General features: G+C 71.5%; 15 protein-coding genes. 8 read left to right on the top strand and 7 right to left on the bottom strand.

What is annotated here, in order from left to right; genetic code table 11:
• Positions 1–112 precede the first annotated feature (112 nt).
• The gene (locus ACRQ4C_RS12870; RefSeq protein WP_439688891.1) at positions 113–1,618 is read right to left on the bottom strand and encodes an MFS transporter; all 1,506 of its coding nucleotides are present in this window, start codon (positions 1,616–1,618) and stop codon (positions 113–115) included.
• A gap of 209 nt (positions 1,619–1,827) precedes the next feature.
• Between ACRQ4C_RS12870 and ACRQ4C_RS12875 the strand changes: the two genes are divergently transcribed.
• Positions 1,828–2,352 carry a DinB family protein gene (locus tag ACRQ4C_RS12875; RefSeq protein WP_439688892.1) on the top strand — a complete coding sequence of 175 codons (525 nt, stop codon included), beginning with the start codon at positions 1,828–1,830 and terminating at the stop codon, positions 2,350–2,352.
• Between the two features lie 106 nt (positions 2,353–2,458).
• On the opposite strand, the gene ACRQ4C_RS12880 is transcribed toward ACRQ4C_RS12875, so the two are convergent.
• Positions 2,459–3,427 carry a sugar-binding transcriptional regulator gene (locus ACRQ4C_RS12880; protein WP_439688893.1) on the bottom strand — a complete coding sequence of 323 codons (969 nt, stop codon included), beginning with the start codon at positions 3,425–3,427 and terminating at the stop codon, positions 2,459–2,461.
• Positions 3,428–3,641: 214 nt separating this feature from the next.
• On the opposite strand from ACRQ4C_RS12880, the gene ACRQ4C_RS12885 reads away from it, so the two are divergent.
• The 3 genes from ACRQ4C_RS12885 (at position 3,642) to ACRQ4C_RS12895 (ending at position 7,266) form a co-directional block, all read left to right on the top strand.
• The gene (locus ACRQ4C_RS12885; RefSeq protein WP_439688894.1) at positions 3,642–4,955 is read left to right on the top strand and encodes an RbtT/DalT/CsbX family MFS transporter; all 1,314 of its coding nucleotides are present in this window, start codon (positions 3,642–3,644) and stop codon (positions 4,953–4,955) included.
• A 71-nt stretch (positions 4,956–5,026) separates the two neighbouring features.
• Complete coding sequence (locus ACRQ4C_RS12890) at positions 5,027–6,775, top strand: dihydroxyacetone kinase family protein (protein ID WP_439688895.1); 1,749 nt, start codon at positions 5,027–5,029, stop codon at positions 6,773–6,775.
• Positions 6,772–7,266, top strand: a complete 495-nt coding sequence (locus ACRQ4C_RS12895; RefSeq protein WP_439688896.1) for a ribose-5-phosphate isomerase — start codon at positions 6,772–6,774, stop codon at positions 7,264–7,266. The genes ACRQ4C_RS12890 and ACRQ4C_RS12895 overlap by 4 nt, the downstream gene beginning before the upstream one ends.
• Before the next feature lie 214 nt (positions 7,267–7,480).
• Here ACRQ4C_RS12895 and ACRQ4C_RS12900 read toward each other — a convergent pair whose 3' ends face one another.
• From ACRQ4C_RS12900 to ACRQ4C_RS12915, 4 genes are read right to left on the bottom strand one after another with little or no spacing between them, the layout of a single operon-like run.
• A complete protein-coding gene (locus ACRQ4C_RS12900) occupies positions 7,481–8,464 on the bottom strand; it encodes a D-ribose ABC transporter substrate-binding protein (RefSeq protein WP_058727237.1) in 984 nt (327 codons plus the stop codon).
• A 39-nt stretch (positions 8,465–8,503) separates the two neighbouring features.
• On the bottom strand, positions 8,504–9,622 hold the full coding sequence (locus ACRQ4C_RS12905) for an ABC transporter permease (RefSeq protein WP_439688897.1): 1,119 nt from the start codon (positions 9,620–9,622) through the stop codon (positions 8,504–8,506).
• 20 nt (positions 9,623–9,642) lie between these two features.
• Entirely contained in the window at positions 9,643–11,172 is a 1,530-nt protein-coding gene (locus ACRQ4C_RS12910; protein ID WP_439688898.1) for a sugar ABC transporter ATP-binding protein, read from the bottom strand.
• Entirely contained in the window at positions 11,169–11,825 is a 657-nt protein-coding gene (locus ACRQ4C_RS12915) for a DUF2291 family protein (protein WP_439688899.1), read from the bottom strand. Before ACRQ4C_RS12915 ends, ACRQ4C_RS12910 begins: the two co-directional genes overlap by 4 nt.
• A 344-nt stretch (positions 11,826–12,169) precedes the next feature.
• Here ACRQ4C_RS12915 and ACRQ4C_RS12920 point away from each other — a divergent pair, with 344 nt between their 5' ends.
• Entirely contained in the window at positions 12,170–13,300 is a 1,131-nt protein-coding gene (locus ACRQ4C_RS12920) for a zinc-binding dehydrogenase (protein WP_439688900.1), read from the top strand.
• Positions 13,301–13,322: 22 nt separating this feature from the next.
• On the opposite strand, the gene ACRQ4C_RS12925 is transcribed toward ACRQ4C_RS12920, so the two are convergent.
• Positions 13,323–14,804, bottom strand: coding sequence for an FGGY-family carbohydrate kinase (locus ACRQ4C_RS12925; protein WP_439688901.1), 1,482 nt, complete (start codon positions 14,802–14,804; stop codon positions 13,323–13,325).
• Between the two features lie 160 nt (positions 14,805–14,964).
• Between ACRQ4C_RS12925 and ACRQ4C_RS12930 the strand changes: the two genes are divergently transcribed.
• The 3 genes from ACRQ4C_RS12930 to ACRQ4C_RS12940 are packed head-to-tail and all read left to right on the top strand — an operon-like array spanning position 14,965 to position 17,850.
• Entirely contained in the window at positions 14,965–16,041 is a 1,077-nt protein-coding gene (locus ACRQ4C_RS12930; RefSeq protein ID WP_439688902.1) for a LolA family protein, read from the top strand.
• Positions 16,038–16,994, top strand: a complete 957-nt coding sequence (locus ACRQ4C_RS12935; RefSeq protein ID WP_439688903.1) for an ABC transporter ATP-binding protein — start codon at positions 16,038–16,040, stop codon at positions 16,992–16,994. The genes ACRQ4C_RS12930 and ACRQ4C_RS12935 overlap by 4 nt, the downstream gene beginning before the upstream one ends.
• Positions 16,981–17,850, top strand: coding sequence for an ABC transporter permease (locus tag ACRQ4C_RS12940; RefSeq protein ID WP_439688904.1), 870 nt, complete (start codon positions 16,981–16,983; stop codon positions 17,848–17,850). Before ACRQ4C_RS12935 ends, ACRQ4C_RS12940 begins: the two co-directional genes overlap by 14 nt.
• The last annotated feature ends 3 nt before the right edge of the window (positions 17,851–17,853 follow it).

The raw sequence follows: 17,853 nt of genomic DNA on the forward strand, positions 1-17,853 counted from the left end.
ACCGGCACGACCAGCTCCCGAACGAGCACGACCGGCACGCCGCCGAGCACACATGCATGTGCGCCCCGACAGGACCCCCTGGGTCCGGCCGGGGCGCGCGCGCCCGACAGCCTCAGCGAGCGGGCGCTGCAGGCTCCTCGCGCAGGGCGTCCGCGGCCGCGAACGGCAGGTCCCCGAGGTCGAGGTTCGGGTTCGTGTCCTGCGTCTGCACGAGCTCGCGCGCCTCGGCCTCCGTCTCGACCGCGGGCATCGAACCCGGGAGCGGCCGCTGCGACGACTCCTTCATGCAGAACACCCCGACGGCCCCGAGCGCGCTCATCGCCATGAGGAAGTACGCCGGCGCGAGCTGGTCGCCCGTCCAGGTCAGCAGCGCCTGCACGATCAGCGGGGTCGTCCCGCCGAAGACCGCGATCGCGATGTTGTACGCGAAGCCCATCGCGCCGTAGCGGGTCGAGGTCGGGAACAAGGCGGGCAGCGAGGCGGCCTGGTTCGAGACCCACAGGGCGGTCATGAGCGCCAGCAGGGCGAGGCCGAGCAGCGTCGACCACTGTGCACCGTGCGCGATGAGGAGGAACGCCGGCACGACGAGGACCACGGTGGTCGCGGCCCCGATCCACATCACGACCCGTCGGCCCAGGCGGTCCGAGAGCCGACCGGTGAGCGGGAGCATGACCGCCAGGAGCACGAGGACGGGGATGGTGAGGAGCGTGCCGTTCAGCGCCGAGTAGCCGAGCGAGTCGGTCAGGTACGTCGGCATGTACGAGGTCAGCGCGTACCCGACCGTGTTCGAGGCCGCGACGAGCATGATCGCGATGAGGATCGGACGCCAGTGGTCGCGCACCATGGCCCACACGCTGGTCGGACGGGCACCCGTCGCATCGGCGCGGGCTTCGGCCGAGGCCTCCTGCGCAGCCTGGGTGGCTTGGAACACGGGCGACTCCTCGATGCGCAGGCGGAAGTAGATCGCCACGACGCCGATGACCCCGGCGAGCAGGAACGGCACGCGCCAGCCCCAGGCCGTCATCGTGGCGTCGCCCAGCGTGAGCTGGAGCACGGTCACCACCGTGGCGCCGAGCGCGAAGCCCATGTAGCTGCCGAAGTCGAGGATGCTCGCGAAGAACCCACGGCGGCGGTCCGGGGCGTACTCGGTCACGAAGGTCGTGGCGCCGGCGTACTCACCACCGGTCGAGAAGCCCTGCAGGAGCTTGAGCACGACGAGGACGACGGGCGCGAGGGCACCGATGGTCGCGTAGGCGGGGAGCGCACCGATGAGGAACGTCGAGGTCGCCATCAGGATGAGCGTCGTCGCGAGCACGCGCTGCCGACCGAGCCGGTCCCCCAGACGCCCGAACACGATCCCCCCGAGCGGCCGGGCGATGTACGTCGCCGCGAACACGCCGAGGCTGAAGAGGACCTGCACCGCGGGCTCCGCGGTCGGCAGGAAGACCTTCCCCATCGTGACGGCGAGGTACCCGTACACCCCGACGTCGTACCACTCCATCGTGTTGCCGACCACCATGCCGCCGACGGCTCGGCGCATCATGCTCTTGTCGACCACGGTGACGTCGCTCACACGGAGTCGACGTCGCTGCTCGGTACTGCTGGGGTCGGATCCCATCGGTTCCTCTCTCGGGGACGGCAGGGCCGTCGAGCGGCCGGACGGGCCGCGGGGGTCGGTTGGACAGCCAGCGACGTTACCGAGCCACCGACATGTCACTGTGTGGGCATTCACAGGGAACGGCGTGTCACCCGGACCGGGGTCGCCGCCGCATCCCCGCCCCTGTGCGGATCCGCGGAACCTGAATCACGACCCGGTAACGTTCGGTCGTGGCGATCGAACCCGAGACGAAGAACTGGACGTGGGTCATCACCGCGACGTGCCCCGAGTGCGGCTTCGACGGCCGCGCGGTGTCCGTCCGCGACGTCCCCGGCATCATCACGGAGAACACGGCCGCTTGGCCCGCAGTCCTGGAGCGCGAGGACGTCCGCGTCCGCCCCGACGACCGCACGTGGTCGCCGCTCGAGTACGCCGCGCACGTCCGCGACGTGCACCGGAAGATGACCGAGCGGCTCGCGCTCGTGCTCGAGCAGGACGAACCGACGTTCCCGAACTGGGACCAGGACGCCACCGCGGTGGAGGACGACTACGCCGCGCAGGACCCGGCGACGGTCGCCCACGAGCTCGTCGATGCCGGCCGGCGCGCGGCCGAGGCGTTCGCGGCGGTCCGTGACGCGGACCTCGACCGGACCGGGCTGCGCTCGGACGGCAGCGCGTTCACGGTCGCGACCCTCGCGACCTACTTCGCGCACGACCCGGTGCACCACCTCTGGGACGTGCGGCGCAGGTCGTAGTCGACCCGTGCCTCCCGGCCTGGAGGCACGTGGCGCGTGAGCGGCGACGGCCGCGTCGACCGGCCGGTCACCACCCCGCGTGCGCCGCCGGACGGGCGCGCGCCGATCAGGCGAGCGCGTCGAGGAGGGCGCGCGCCGTCGGCGCGTCCGTCACGAGCTCGTTGACGAGCCGCCCGCGGACCGCACCGATGATGCTCGCGACCTTCGCCTCGCCGACCGCGACGCCGACGGCGTGCGGGACGGCCGCCAGCACCTCGCGCGAGGTCCGGACCATGCGATCGCTGCCCGGGAACTCGATCGCGGACCCGTCCGCGGCGAAGAAGTTCAGGCACACGTCGCCCGCGGCGAGGTCGAACGCCGCGTCCTCGACGGGGATGCCCCTGGCGATCGCGTCCCGGGTGGCCGTCGGAGCACCGATCCCGAGCACCGCACCCTTCGCACTCCCCCAGAGACCGACGACGTGCTGGAACGCCGGGTCCTCGTCGAGGGTCGCACGCATCGCGGGTGACGGGATCGCCTGGGCGAACAGGAACGCGGGGATCGCCCCGGAGTGCTCGGCCGCCGTCCGCGTGATCTCGTTCGTCTGGAACCACGGCATCGGATCCGCCTGACCGCCGACGGTCGGGACGAGCTGGACGCCGGACAACCGGGGCATCCCTGCCTGGGCCACGTCGTAGACGGTCCGACCGGACGACATCAGCACGGCGTCCCCGGGAGCGAGCCCCATGCCCTCGAAGGCCGTGGCGACCGGTCCGGCGAGGTCGACGCCGAGGGTCGCGGGGTGGGTGACCGCGGCGAGGTGCACGGCCTGCAGCCCGAGCACGACCTGCAGGCGCTCCGCGAGGGCGACGGTCTCGTCCTGGAAGGGGTCGACGACCTCGATGCGGACGAGGCCCGCTCGGCGGGCCTCGGCGACGAGCCGACTGACGGTCGGCCGGGAGACGCCGAGTCGAGCCGCGATCTCGACCTGTGTGGCGTCCTCGAGGTAGTACATCCGCGCCGCCTGGTACACGGTGTCGAGCGGGAACCGCGAGCGTCCGGCCTCCGTCGGTGCGGCGGGGGTGTCGGAGGACATGTGGCATCGCCTTTCGGAGCGTCGCCGACCCCGGTCGACGAGCGATCGGTTCGCGCGGACACCGTGATCGTATCCCCGGCCCCACCGAGCCCGGCCGGTACCAGCGGCGGGTCGCAGCGCACTGGTGCGGATTGGTGAAATTGTGTTCTGGACAAACGTTCCACCGGTGTATGGTCGAGAGCGATCGCAGACCACCAGGACACGGGAGTCGAGGATGTCGACGACGACACAGCGTGCGACGAGCGCGCGCACACCGCAGCGCACCGAGGGTCGACTGGACCGGATGGGCATCCCGAGGCCGCTCGCGCTCGGATTCGTCGCGGTCCTCGTCTTCATGACGGGCAACGGCGTCGAGTCGAACTTCATCACACCGCACATAGTCGCCGTGCTCGGCAGCCCCGAGACGACCGTCGCGACCATCGTGACGTTCTACAGCCTCGCGGCACTCATCGGTTCCTACGTGTCCGGCGCCCTGTCCGACCTCGTCGGGCCGCGTCGGGTGATGGTGCTCGGGTTCGCCGTCTGGGTGGTCTTCGAGGTGCTGTTCCTCATCGCCCTCGCCGTCGGGAGCGTCCCCTTCGCAGCGGTGTCGTACGCGCTCCGCGGGTTCGGCTACCCGCTGTTCGCGTTCGCGTTCCTGGTCTGGGTGAACATCACCACGCCCGTCGAACGGAACGGCTCCGCCGTCGGCTGGTTCTACGTGGCGTTCACCGGCGGGTTGCCCACGCTCGGGTCGCTCTTCGCCATCGGCGCGATCCCGCTGTTCGGCGGTGGTACCGGCGGAGAGACCGGCGCGATGATCGCCTCCGTCGGGCTCGTCCTGATCGGCTTCCTCGTCATGCTCTTCGGCGTCCGGCTCCCGAACGGGTTCAGCCGGATCGCCCCGGAGGGCGAGAGCACCTGGCGTGTCCTGACGAGCGGTGTGCGCCTCACCGTGACCCGGCCGAAGGTCCTGATGGGCTTCCTCGTCCGGTTGATCAACACCGCCCCGGAGTTCGGGATGTTCGTCGTCCTGCCCGCCGTGATCGCCCAGGACCGTGGCTGGGGCCAGGGCCGCTGGCTCCTCATGACCGTCTGCGTCTACGCCACCAACATCCTCGTGAACGCCCTGTTCGGGTGGGTCGGCGACCGCATCGGCTGGCAGCGCACCGTCAAGTGGTTCGGCATCGTCGGGTCCGCGACGGGCCTCGTCGCGTGGTGGTACGTGCCGCAGCTCGTGCCCGCCGGGTCGGACTGGGGCTACGTGCTCTCCGTCGTCGCCGGCTGCGTGTTCGGCTGCCTCCTCGCCGGCTTCGTGCCGATGGGCGCGATCATGCCCGCGCTCGCCCCGGACCACAAGGGCGCCGCGATGGCGATGTACACGACGGCGGCCGGCGGCGCTGCGTTCCTCGGCACCGGCGTCGTCGCGGCGGTGTTCGCACTCGGCGGCGGCGGCCAGGCGGTCACGTGGACCTTCGTCGGCCTGTACGCCTGCGCGTTCGTGATGATCCACTTCCTGCGCGTCCCACAGGGCGACCGGACCCACTGACCCCGGGCGGCGGCGGCCGTCCCGTCGCCGCTCGGTCCCCCATCGACCACCACTGACAGGACTCCACCACGATGACGACCATCCACGACGACCCCGAGGACTTCGCCGAGGACCAGCTGGCAGGCTGGACCGCCCTCTACGCCGATCGCGTCCGTGCCGTCCACGGCGGCGTCGTGACGCTGCCGACCGCGGACGCGGATCCGCAGGTCGCCGTCGTCGTCGGCGGCGGCTCCGGACACTACCCGGCCTTCTGCGGGGTGGTCGGCCCGGGCTTCGCCACCGGCGCGGTCGTCGGCAACGTCTTCACCTCGCCGTCGACCGCACAGGTGTACGCGGTCGCGAAGGCCGCCGACCAGGGCAGAGGCGTCGTGCTCACGTTCGGGAACTACGCCGGTGACGTGATGAACTTCGGGATCGCGGCCGAGCGCCTCAACGCCGAGGGCATCCCGACGCGCATCGTGGTCGTGACCGACGACGTCGCCAGCGCCGACGAGCCGTCGCAGCGCCGCGGCATCGCCGGTGACTTCTCGGTCTTCAAGGCGATGGGGGCCGCCGCGGCCGCCGGGGCGTCGTTGGACGAGGTCGAGCGCGTCGGCAACGCCGCCAACGCCGCCACCCGGACCATCGGCGTCGCGTTCTCGGGCTGCACGATGCCGGGCGGCGGCGAACCGCTCTTCACCGTCCCCGAGGGCCACCTCGGGCTCGGACTCGGCATCCACGGCGAGCCGGGCATCGAGGACGTCCCCCTGTTGCCGGCGCGCGAGCTCGCGACGCTGCTCGTCGAGCGGCTGCTGACCGAGCGGCCCGGGTCCACGACCCGCGTCGCCCCGATCCTGAACGGGCTCGGGGACACCAAGTACGAGGAGCTCTTCCTGCTCTGGGGCCGGGTGCTCCCGCTGCTGACCGAAGCCGGCCTCGAGGTCGTCGAGCCCGAGGTCGGCGAGCTCGTCACCAGCCTGGACATGGGCGGCTGCTCGCTGACCCTGCAGTGGCTCGACGACGAGCTCGAGCGGTACTGGCGTGCGGACGCCTACACGCCGGCGTACCGCAAGGTGGCGGCCCCGGTCGCCGCGCTCGTCGCGGCCGACGCGGTGGAGGACGCCGCGGCGGAGGCGACCGAGGTGCCGGACGCGACCACCGCCTCCCGGCAGGCCGCTGCGACAGCGCGCGCCGCGTTCGACGCGGTCGACGCGCTGCTCCGCGAGCACGAGGAGGAGCTCGGTCGCATCGACGCCGTCGCCGGCGACGGCGACCACGGCCGCGGCATGGTCAAGGGTTCGGGTGCGGCCCGCCGGGCCGTCGAACGGATCGACCGGGAGGCAGGGGTCGCCTTCGTCCTCGGACGCGCCGGTGACGCGTGGGCCGAGTTCGCGGGCGGGACCTCCGGGGTCCTCTGGGGAGCGGCGCTCGAGGCGTTCGGTCGGTCGCTGCGCGACGACCGCGACGAGTACCGCCCCGCGGACGTCGTGGACGCGGCGCAGGCCTTCGCCGACGCGATCGTGCACCTCGGCCGCGCAGCACGTGGCGACAAGACGCTCCTCGACGCCCTGCTCCCCTTCGTCGACGCCCTCCGAGAGGGCGTCGCGGACGGGAAGGACACCGCGACCGCGTGGCGCGCGGCCGCAGCGGTCGCCGTCGCCGAGGCAGCCGCCACCGCCGACCTGCGCCCCCGCGTCGGACGGGCGCGGCCGCTCGCGGAGAAGAGCGTCGGCACGCCCGACGCCGGCGCGACGTCCATGGGATTGATCCTCACGCGCGTGGGCGAGGTGCTCGCCGACCGCGCTGACCGTACGGAGCAACAGGAAGGAACACACGCATGACCCACCGACTCGTGATCGGCTCGGACGATGCCGGGTACGACTACAAGGAGATCATCAAGCGCGACCTGCTCGCCGACGACCGGGTGGCGTCCGTCGAGGACGTCGGCGTCGACGCGGACGGGCACACCGCGTACCCGCACGTGGCCGTGGACGCGGCCAGGATGGTCGCGGACGGCCGCGCGGACCGGGCGGTCCTGGTGTGCGGCACCGGGCTCGGGGTCGCGATCAGCGCGAACAAGGTGCCGGGGATCCGTGCGGTGACGGCGCACGACTCCTTCAGCGTCGAGCGCTCGGTGCTCTCGAACGACGCGCAGGTGCTGTGCCTGGGCCAGCGCGTGATCGGCGTCGAGCTCGCCCGACGCCTGGTGCGGGAATGGCTCGGCTACGAGTTCGACCCGACGTCGGCGAGCGCGGAGAAGGTCGCCGCCATCTGCGGGTACGACGGCTCGTCGCCCTCGGGCATCGACGCGGGGGCGTCCGCCGCCGGCTGAGGACCGACCACGGGAGGACCGACCGACCAGGACCGGCCGCAGCGACAGGGGATCGCTGCGGCCGGTCCTTCGTGGTGTCGACGGTCGACTCGCGCGGTCCGTCAGCAGCCGCCGCGCCGCTGCGTCACCTGCTCGGCCGGGGCACAACGTGCGACGGCCCCGGCCCGCACCACTGGGTGCGGGACCGGGGCCGTCGTCCGCGGTCAGGGACGCGTCACTCGGAGAGGGTGAACGGCGAGGTCACCTTGTCCGCGTTCTCCTTGGTGATGAGCACGCAGTCGAACGCCTGCTTCTCCTGCGCCGCGCCGGTCTTGCCCGTGCGGAGGTACTCGTCGGCCTCCTGCACGGCCTTCTTGGCGAACGTCGCCACCGGCTGGAGCACGGTGTACTGCAGCTCGCCCGCCTTCACGGCGTCGACCGCGTCCGGCGAACCGTCGAAGCCGCCGACCTTGACCTGGTCGAGCTTCCCGGCCTCCTTGAGGGCCGCGATCGCACCCAGCGCCATCTCGTCGTTGCCGGAGATGATGCCCTTGATGTCGGGGTTGGCCTGGAGGATCGACTGGGTCTTGTCGTGGCCCTGCGTCCGGTCCCAGTTCGCGACCTGCTTGGCGACCTCCTTGAGGTCCGGGTACTGGGAGAGGACGGTCTTGTACCCGTTGGACCGGGTCTGGGCGTTGTTGTCCGACGGCGCGCCGAACAGCTCCGCGTAGTTGCCGGAGTCCCCGACCGACTTCACCCACTGCTGCGCGCCGATGGCTGCGCCCTGGGCGTTGTTCGAGACGAGCTGGGCCTTCGCGAGTCCGGCCTGGTTGATCTCCGCGTTCACGAGGAACACCGGGATGCCGGCGGCGTCCGCCTTCTTCACGGCACCGATCGACCCGCTCGCGTTGGCCGGGTCGAGGATGATCGCGACCGACTTGTTCGTGATCGCGGTGTCGATGAGGTTGCTCTCGGTGTTGGTGTCGCCCTTCGACGCCGACACGTTCGACTTGTAGCCGAGCGACTTCGCCTCGGCCGACGCGACGTCGCCCTCCGTCTTCCAGTACGGGTTCGACGGGTCGTTCACGATGATGGAGATGAGGCCGCCCTTCTTGGACGAGCCGTTGCCGCCGGACGCGGCACCGCCGGCGGAGCAGCCCGTCAGGACCAGGCTCAGTCCGACTCCCGCTGCGAGCACCGTTGCGAGCTTGCGGTTCATGGTGGGTTTCCTTTCGCTGTGGACCGTGTGACGGGAGGGTCAGACGGCTGTCTTCTCGCCGACGACCGCCGGGGGCTCGGTGTCGGTGGGAGAGGTCTGTCGGGGTCCCGCTGCACCGCCGGCGCGTGCCGGACGTCGCTTGTACTGGACCGCGTTGAGGAGGACGGCGAACACGATGACGGCGCCGGTGAAGACGGTCTGCCAGTAGGCGGAGACGCCGATGATGACGAGTCCGTCGGACAGGAACCCGATGACGAACGCACCGAGCAGCGTGCCGCGGACGTTGCCGACACCGCCGGACAACGCCGCGCCGCCGATGACGACCGCCGCGATCGCGGTCAGTTCGTACGAGCTGCCGGCCGTGGGACTGGCGCTCGTGAGCTCGGACGACAGGATGAGTCCGGCGATCGCGGCGCACAGGCCCGAGAGGACGTACACGCGGATCTTCACGCGCTTCACCGGCACACCGGACAGCTCCGCGGCGCGTTCGTTGCCGCCCGAGGCGTACAGCCAGCGGCCGAAGACGGTGCGGTTGAGGAGCAGCGATCCGACCACGGCGGCGACGATCATCACGATCACACCGATCGGGAGCCCGAGCAGTCGGTTGAAGCCGAGCCAGTCGAACCCGGTGTTGCCGAGCGCGGCGTTCCCCTCGAGGTTGTTGTAGGTCAGGCCGTTCGTCATCAGGAGGCCGATGCCGCGGACGACGTACAGCATGCCGAGGGTGGCCACGAACGGCGCGACCTTGAACCGCGCGACGAGCACCCCGTTGACGAGGCCGATGAGCGCCCCGGACGCACAGGCGAGCACGACCACGACCCAGACCTTCGGGTAGAGCGTGACCCCGCTGATCGCGACCCCTTTCATGAGGAACCCGGCGATCACCCCCGAGAAGCCGAGCGTGGAGCCGACGGACAGGTCGATGCCGCCGTTGAGGATGACCAGGAGCATGCCGAGCGCGAGGATGGCGTACACGGCGACGTGCGACGACATCGTGAGGAGGTTGCTCACCGTGAAGTAGTTCGGCGACAGGATCGAGAAGACGACGATGATGACGACGAGGGCGAAGTAGGCCCGCCCCTGCAGCAGGAGGCGTCCGACGCTGAACCCGTCGGCGAAGAGGGCGGGGCGCCGCTGACCGGCGGTCGTGGTGGTCATTGCTGTTCCGTTCCTGGCGGTCACGCGACCACGGCTTCGCCCGAGGCGGCCATGATCGCTTCCTTGGTCACGTCCGAACCGAACTCGGCGGCGATCCGCCCACGGCTCATGACGACGATGCGGTGGGCGATGCTCAGGCACTCGCCGACCTCTGAGGTGGTGTAGACGACGGCGAGGCCCTGACGGGCGCGCTCGGCGAGCAGCCGGAACACCTCGGCCTTGGCACCGATGTCGATGCCCCGGCTCGGTTCGTCGAGCAGGATGACGTCCGGGTCGGTCGCGAGCATCTTGCCGATGACGACCTTCTGCTGGTTCCCTCCGCTGAGCGAGCCGATCATGGCGCCGCCGCCGGCCGTCTTCACGTGGACGGTCTGGATCGAGTCGGTGACGAGGTCGACCTCGCGGCGACCGGACAGGAAGAGCCCGCGCACGAAGGCGCCGATGGACGCCAGCGACATGTTCGAGCCGACGGTCATCGTCTGCACGAGCCCGTCACGCTGTCGGTCCTCCGGCACGAGACCGAGGCCAGCGTCGATCCGTTCGGCGATGGACAGCCCGGCGAGGTCGCGGTCGCCCTTGCGGATCGCGCCGCCGTCGACGGGCGTGCGTCCGGCGACGGCCTCGAGCAGCTCGGTCCGGCCAGCACCCATGAGGCCGTAGATGCAGACGATCTCACCCTTCCGGACCGACAGCGACACGTGGTCGACGACGTTCCGCCCCGGCACGTCCGGGTCGGCGACCACGACGTCCTCGATCGCGAGCGCAGGTGCGCCGAACTCGTACCCGGTGGGCGGCGAACCGAGGTCGAACCCCTCGCCGACCATGGCGCGGACCACCCATTCGAGGTCGATGTCCGCACGCCGGGCCGTCGCAGTGACCGCCCCGTCCCGGAGCACCACGGCGTGGTCGGTGATCTCGAGGGCCTCCTCGAGGTGGTGCGAGATGTAGACGATCGACACACCACGGGCCTTGAGGTCGCGGACGACCTCGAAGAGCACCTCGACCTCGGACGCCGAGAGCGCACTGGTCGGCTCGTCCATGATGAGGATCCGCGCGTCGACCGAGAGCGCCCGGGCGATCTCGACGAGCTGCTGCTGCCCGAGGCGCAGGTCGGACACCAGGGTGAGCGGGTCGATGTCCTCCCCGAGCTCCGCGAGCACCGCCGCGGCCTGTCGGGCCTCCTCGGCGTAGTCGACCCCGGAGGGCCCACGCAGCTCACGCCCCATGAAGATGTTGTCGCGGACCGTGAGGTTCGGCGCCAGGCTCAGCTCCTGGTGGATGATCGAGATGCCGTGCTCGCGGGCGTCCACGGTGTCCACGAAGGACACCGGCTCGCCGTGCAGCGTGAGGGTGCCGGAGGTGGGCTGCTCGACGCCGGACAGGATCTTCATGAGCGTCGACTTGCCCGCGCCGTTCTCCCCGAACAGCGTGGTGACCTGCCCGCGGTGCACCGCGAACGCCACCCCCTTGAGCGCCCGGGTCGCACCGTACGTCTTCACGACGTCGGTCGCCTCGAGGACGACCGTGCCGATCGCGCCGTCGCCGCTCATCCCTGCACCTCCAGCGCCGACGGCGTGACGAGCCAGCCCTTCGGGTTGATCAGCTGGAACGCGCCGGTGACGGTGACCTTCTTGCCCTGCAGCGACCCCGTGTCGACCTCGGCGAGCACCTGCTTCTTCAGCTGGTCGTTGAGGGCCGCGCCCGCGTTCTGGTAGTCGATCTGGTTGGTGAACTGGCCGAACTCGATCGTCCCCGGTGCGTCGCGGAGGTCCGTGCCGTTGATGGCGGGACCGGTCTGGATGCGGACCAGCAGCCCACTCGGGAGACCGGACACCGTGACCGGGTAGATGCCGTCCTGCGGGGCGCCGACGGTCCCGGTGAAGGTGGTCGCGAACTCCGGTCCGGTGCCGGCGTCGACGCCGTACTTCTTCGCCGCGGCGGTGGGGTCGGCGATGATCGCGGGCGCGAGCTCGGTCGCGGGCACGGCGCGCTTCGCGATCGCCGCCTGCACCTTCGGGAAGTTGGTCTTCCCCCATGCCGAGGCCGAGAACGCGGCCGGGCCGGCGCCGACCGTCGAGCCCTTGCCGACCACCTTGACGGACAGCGCCATGGCGACGACGACGACGAGGACGACCGCGACCAGCACGATCCGCCTGGTGACCCGACGGTTCCGTGTGGGCTGGACCGCGCCGGCGGCGGTCATCGGTCGGCCCCGTCGCGGACGGCTCGGTCCGTGCGGCGGCCCGGGAGGCCGGTGGCGGCCCGGGCCGCGTCGGGTCGCCGGGTCCTGTGGTCGGCTCGCGTCATCGCGTGCTCCTCGTGGTTCGCTCCGTTGCGTCGATCCGCTCACCCGGACCGGCACCACCAGCGTGGTGCAAAGCAGAAATTATGTGCGTAACGAAATTTCTGCAAGTGGACGCGCCGGACAGATCCGGTTCGGACCGGGTGGACAGGCGCCAGAAATCTTGTTCTTGACTTTTGTTCTGCGTCGCGTAGTGTCGCCCTCGCCGCGACGACGCGGCGTGACCTCGACCCACGGAGATCCTCATGTCCACGACGACCGAGACCCCCACGAGCACCGGCTCCGAGACCATCCCGGCGACCATGCGCGCCGTCGTGGTGCACGGACCCGGCGACTACCGACTCGAGGAGCGCCCGGTCCCGACACCCGGACCCGGCGAGCTGCTCCTCCGCACCGACGCGGTCGGGATCTGCGCATCGGACCTGAAGTGCTACCACGGCGCGGCGAAGTTCTGGGGTGACGAGAACCGGCCGGCCTGGGCGGAGACCGACCGGATCCCCGGACACGAGTTCGTCGGGACGGTCGTCGCCGGCGACGAGGACGCCCTCGCCACCCGCAAGGTGTCGCTGGGCGACCGGATCGCCTGCGAGCAGATCGTGCCCTGCTGGGAGTGCCGCTACTGCCTCGAGGGCATCTACTGGATGTGCAACGTCCACGACATGTTCGGCTTCAAGGGCTACGACGGCGCGATGGCCGAGTACGTCCTCGTCCCGACCAAGGCGCTCACGCACCCCGTGTCGAGCGACCTGCCCGGTCAGGTCGCCGCGTTCGCCGAGCCGCTGTCCTGCGCTTTCCACGCCGTCGAGCGTGGCGACATCAAGTTCGGCGACACGGTCGTCATCGCCGGCGCCGGCCCCATCGGCCTGTCCGCGATCGCCGGTACCCGCCAGAAGAACCCGCTCCGCATCATCGCCCTCGACGTCGTCCCGGAGAAGCTCGAGCTCGCGCGCAAGGTCGGTGCGGACATCGTGATCAACATCGCCGAGGAGGACGCCGTCGCGCGCGTCAAGGAGCTGACCGACGGCTACGGCGCCGACGTCTACATCGAGGCGACCGGCCACCCGTCGGCGGTGCCGCAGGGGCTCAACATCCTCCGCAAGCTCGGCACCTTCGTCGAGTACTCGGTCTTCAAGGACAACGTGTCGGTGGACTGGTCGATCATCTCGGACGACAAGGAGCTGGACGTTCGTGGTGCGCACCTCGGGCCCCACACCTGGCCGGCTGCGATCAAGCTCCTCGAGTCCGAGACGCTGCCCATGTCGGAGATCTGCACCCACCAGTTCGCGCTGGAGGACTTCCAGCAGGCTCTCGACCTGGTCGGCGACTCGGCGGGCGCGAGCGTCAAGGTCTCGATCATCCCGTCACGGCGCTCCTGAGCGTCGCCCGCGGGCGGCCCCGTCAGTGCTGCGGGACCGTCCGCCGGGCCAGCCGGTGGACCACCGCGGCGGTCGCGTCGTAGAGGTCGCGGTAGTCGCGGTAGCCGGCCTCGTACGCGCGGTGCGCCTCGGGGTCGGGTCGGATGATCCCGGCGGGCGGGTTCCACGTCGCGATGTCGACGTCCGTGACGAGACCCGCCGCGAGGAACGCCGACCCGTAGCAGGCACCGACCGTCGTGCTCGGGACCGTCTGCGGCAGGCCGGTGACGTCGGAGACGATCGTCGGCCACAGCGATCCACGGAGACCGCCGCCCGCACCGACGAGTTCCCGGACCTCGACGTCGGCGTCCGCGAGCGTCTCGAGGTTGTGGCGGACCGCGTACGCCGTCGCCTCGAGGGCCGCCCGGTACAGGTCGCCGCGGGTGTGCCGGACCGTCAGGCCGGCAACCACCCCGCGGGCGAACGGGTCGGCGATCGGGGTCCGCTCTCCTGCGAAGTAGGGCAGCATGAGCAGCCCGTTCGCGCCCGGCCCCGAGACCTCGGCCTCCTGGAGCATCGTCGCCCAGTCGCCGTGGACCAACCGCCGGAGCCATTCGGTGATCGCCCCGGACGTCGCCGTGCCGCCAGCCACGCACGCCTGCCCCGGTCGCGTGCCGACCGTCGTCCACATGCCCGGGACCGCGATCGGTGCGGCCGTCGGCGCGATCATGAACATCGTCGTCCCGTACTGCAGGAACATGCGCCCGGGCACGGCTTCGCCGACGCTCACCCCCTCCGCCCAGGCATCGATCGCGCCGGCGGTCACCGGGATGCCGACGGGGAGTCCCGTCACCGCCGCGGCCTCGGCGGTCACGACGCCCGCCCGATCGCCCGACCACACCAGCCGGGGCATGGCGAGGCCGGGCGCGAGGGCCTCGCACCACTCCGGGATCCAGCGGTTCTCGTGGACGTCGTACAGCGGCGTCGTCTGGCTCGCCGAGTGGTGGTCGAGGACGTACTCGCCGGTCAGCAGGCCGACGACCCGGGACGACGGCATGGTGAAGCGTGCGGCCCGCGCCCAGGTGGCCGGCTCGTTCCGCGCGAGCCAGGCGAGCTTCACGCCTGCGGCCTGGGTGGTCAGCGCACTCCCGCACCGCGCCCGGACGGTCTCGAGGCCGCCCAGCTCCGCGGTCACCTCGTCGAGCATGTCCGCCGTACGGGTGTCCACGCCGTAGAGCACGGCAGGTCGCAACGGCCGGTCGTCGGCGTCGGTCAGGAGGACGCACGGTCCGATCCCGCTGACACCGACGGCGACGACGTCGGCGTCCGGGACCGAACGCAGGAGCTCGCGGGTGAGCACCGTGAACTCCGCCCACCAGGAGTCACCGTCCATCTCGACGAGTCCCTGCTCCGGCCGGTCCACCTCGTGCCGTCGGCTCGACTCGGCCAGGACGGTCCCGTCGAGTCGGGCGAGCAGCGCCTTGGTGCTCGACGTGCCGATGTCCACTCCGAGCACCGCCCGCATGCCGTCTCCTTCGAGGTCGTGCGCGGACCGCGTCCGCGCTCAGAGTCTAGGGAGGTCGGCGATGCCCAGCGTTCTGTCGGTTGCCGGACGTACCGTGCTGCCGTCCCGCACGCACCGCCGAGCTCGCACCGCTCAGCTCGCACCTCCAAGGGGGATCCCGATGAAGAAGTCAGCCTGGTTGCCCGCCGTCATCGCACCGGTCGTCGTCGCCGGCGCCGTCGCGGCACCGATGATCGCGAACGCGGCGTCCACGCCGATCGCGGGGTCCGACCCGAGCGCCGCGGACGTGATCGCGAGCGTCGCGAAGTCGTCCGACGCGCAGTACTCGGGCAGGGTCGAGCAGACGAGCGACCTCGGGCTGCCCGAGCTCCCGTCCGGGGCGGGCGGTTCGTCGTTGCAGGGCGACGCATCGGACGCGCTCAGCATGCTGACCACGTCGCACACCGCGCGCCTGTACGTCGACGGTGCGGACAAACAGCGTGTGCAGGTGACCACCCAGCTCGCCGAGCAGGACCTCGTGCGCAACGGCTCCGACGTCTGGACGTGGGACTCGAAGCAGCGGGAGGCGACGCACGTCACGCTCCCCGCGAAGGCGTCGGCCCCCGAGGACGGCTCCGCCACGCCGGCGGACCTCGCTCGGAAGGCCATCGACGCGATCACGCCGAGCACGACGGTGTCGAAGCCGACGAGCACCTCGGTCGCCGGCCACGACGCCTGGTCGATCACGCTCACGCCGCGGTCGAGCGACTCCCTCGTCGGGTCCGTGCGCCTGGTGGTCGACCAGCAGACCGGTCTCCCGCTGCGGGTGACCGTGTCGGCGAAGGGGCAGGACTCCCCCGCGTTCCAGGTCGGCTTCACGAGCCTCGACTACGGTGCGCCGGCCGCCCGCCTGTTCGACTTCACCCCGCCGAGCGGCGCCGAGGTGCACACGAAGGACCTCTCGGACGCGTCTCGTGAGCACGCGGACCACCGCGGACACGACCGCGCGGACGACCGATCCGCGGCGGGTGTCACGACCACGGGCTCCGGCTGGGACACGATCGCCGAGCTGCCCGCCGGCTCGGCCGACACCACGGCGCTGGACGCCGACGCGAGCGGGCTGCTCGACCAGCTGACCCGCCCGGTCGACGGCGGCCGCGCGGTGCAGACCTCCCTCGTGTCCGTCTACCTGACGAGCGACGGCCGGGTGCTCGCGGGCGCGGTCCCGGTCTCCGCCCTCGTGGCCGCGGCCAAGTGACGGACGCTGCTGCTCCCGACGGGTACGCGATCCGCACCGAGGGCCTGCGGAAGGTCTTCCGGAAGCAGCACGCCGTCGACGGCATCGACCTCGAGGTCCCCCGTGGTGCGGTGTTCGGGTTCCTCGGCCCGAACGGTTCGGGCAAGACGACGACGATCCGGATGCTGCTCGGGCTCACCGGGGCGACCGGCGGGACCATCGAGGTCCTCGGTCGCCGGATGCCCGACGCGCTGCACGAGGTCCTGCCCCGCGTCGGCGCGCTCGTCGAGGGGCCCGCGTCGTACCCGTACCTGTCCGGCCGGGCAAACCTGTCCCGGTTCGACGCAGCCGACCCGACGACAGACCCCCGCACGAGGAAGGCCCGGGTGGCAGCGGCGCTCGACCGGGTGGGGCTGTCCCACGCCGCCGACAAGAAGGCGCACGCCTACTCCCTCGGCATGAAGCAGCGGCTCGGGCTCGCGAACGCACTCCTGACGCCACGAGACCTGCTCGTGCTCGACGAACCGACGAACGGCCTCGACCCGCAGGGCACGCGCGAGGTCCGGAACCTCATCCGGTCCCTGGCCGACGACGGCACCACGGTGTTCGTGTCGAGCCACCTCCTGGCAGAGATCGAGCAGGTGTGCACGCACGCCGGGGTGATGCGCGCCGGGAAGCTCGTCGCGCAGGGGTCGCTCGACGAGCTGCGGTCCGCCGGGGTCCGGACCCTGACCGTCCGCACGCCGGACCTCGGTCAGGCGGGCAGCGTCCTCGTGCGCCTCGGGCTCACGCCGCGACACGAGGGCGGTGCGGACGTACTCGTCGCGGACCTCCCGGCCACCGTGCTCGCCGAGGACGTCACCGCCGAGCTCGTCCGGGCCGACGTCCGGGTGCGCGGCATCACCGTGGGCGGCGGCAGCCTCGAGGACCTGTTCGTCGCACTCACCGGGGAGGGCTTCGATGTCGCAGCCTGATGCCCCGTCCCGCGCGGACGCCGGCGGCACCGCGATCGCCCGTCGGCGGCCCTTCGCCCTGCTCGGCTCCGAACTCGGACTGCTGTTCCGCCGACGCCGCACCTGGGCGATGCTCGGCGCACTGGCGCTCGTCCCGATCCTCATCGCCGTCGCGGTCCGCGCCACCACGGGCCCGGACCGCGGCGGGCCGGCGTTCCTCGGCGACATCACGAACAACGGCCTCTTCGTCGCGTTCACCGCGCTGACGGTGTCGATCCCCCTGTTCCTGCCGCTGACCATCGGGGTGGTCTCGGGCGACACGGTCGCGGGCGAGGCGAGCCACGGGACCATCCGCTACCTGCTCGTCGCCCCGACCGGTCGCCTGCGCTTCGTGCTCGTGAAGTACGTCGGCACGGTCGCGTTCGCCCTCGCGGCGACGCTCCTCATCGTGCTCGTCGGTGCCGCGATCGGGGCGCTGCTGTTCCCGATCGGCCCGGTCACCCTGCTCTCCGGCACGCAGGTCGACGGCTGGTCGTACGCGGGTCGGGCCCTGCTGCTCGCGCTGTACGTCGCGATGTCGATGCTCGGGCTCGCGGCGATCGGCCTGTTCGCGTCGACGCTGACGAGCGTCCCGGTCGGGGCGATGGCCGCGACGGTCGTGCTCGCGGGGGCGTCGCAGGTGCTCGACCAGCTGCCGCAGCTCGACTGGCTGCACCCGTTCCTGTTCTCGCACCAGTGGCTCGGGTTCGGCGACCTGCTCCGCGACCCGATCTCGTTCGACTCGTTCGGTGCGAACGCCGTGCTGCAGCTCGGTTACGTGGTCGTGTTCGGGGCGCTGGCGTACAGCCGGTTCGCCACGAAGGACGTCCTGAGCTAGCCA

This window comes from Curtobacterium sp. SP.BCp, from assembly GCF_051903255.1.
In the GTDB taxonomy this organism is placed as follows: domain Bacteria; phylum Actinomycetota; class Actinomycetes; order Actinomycetales; family Microbacteriaceae; genus Curtobacterium.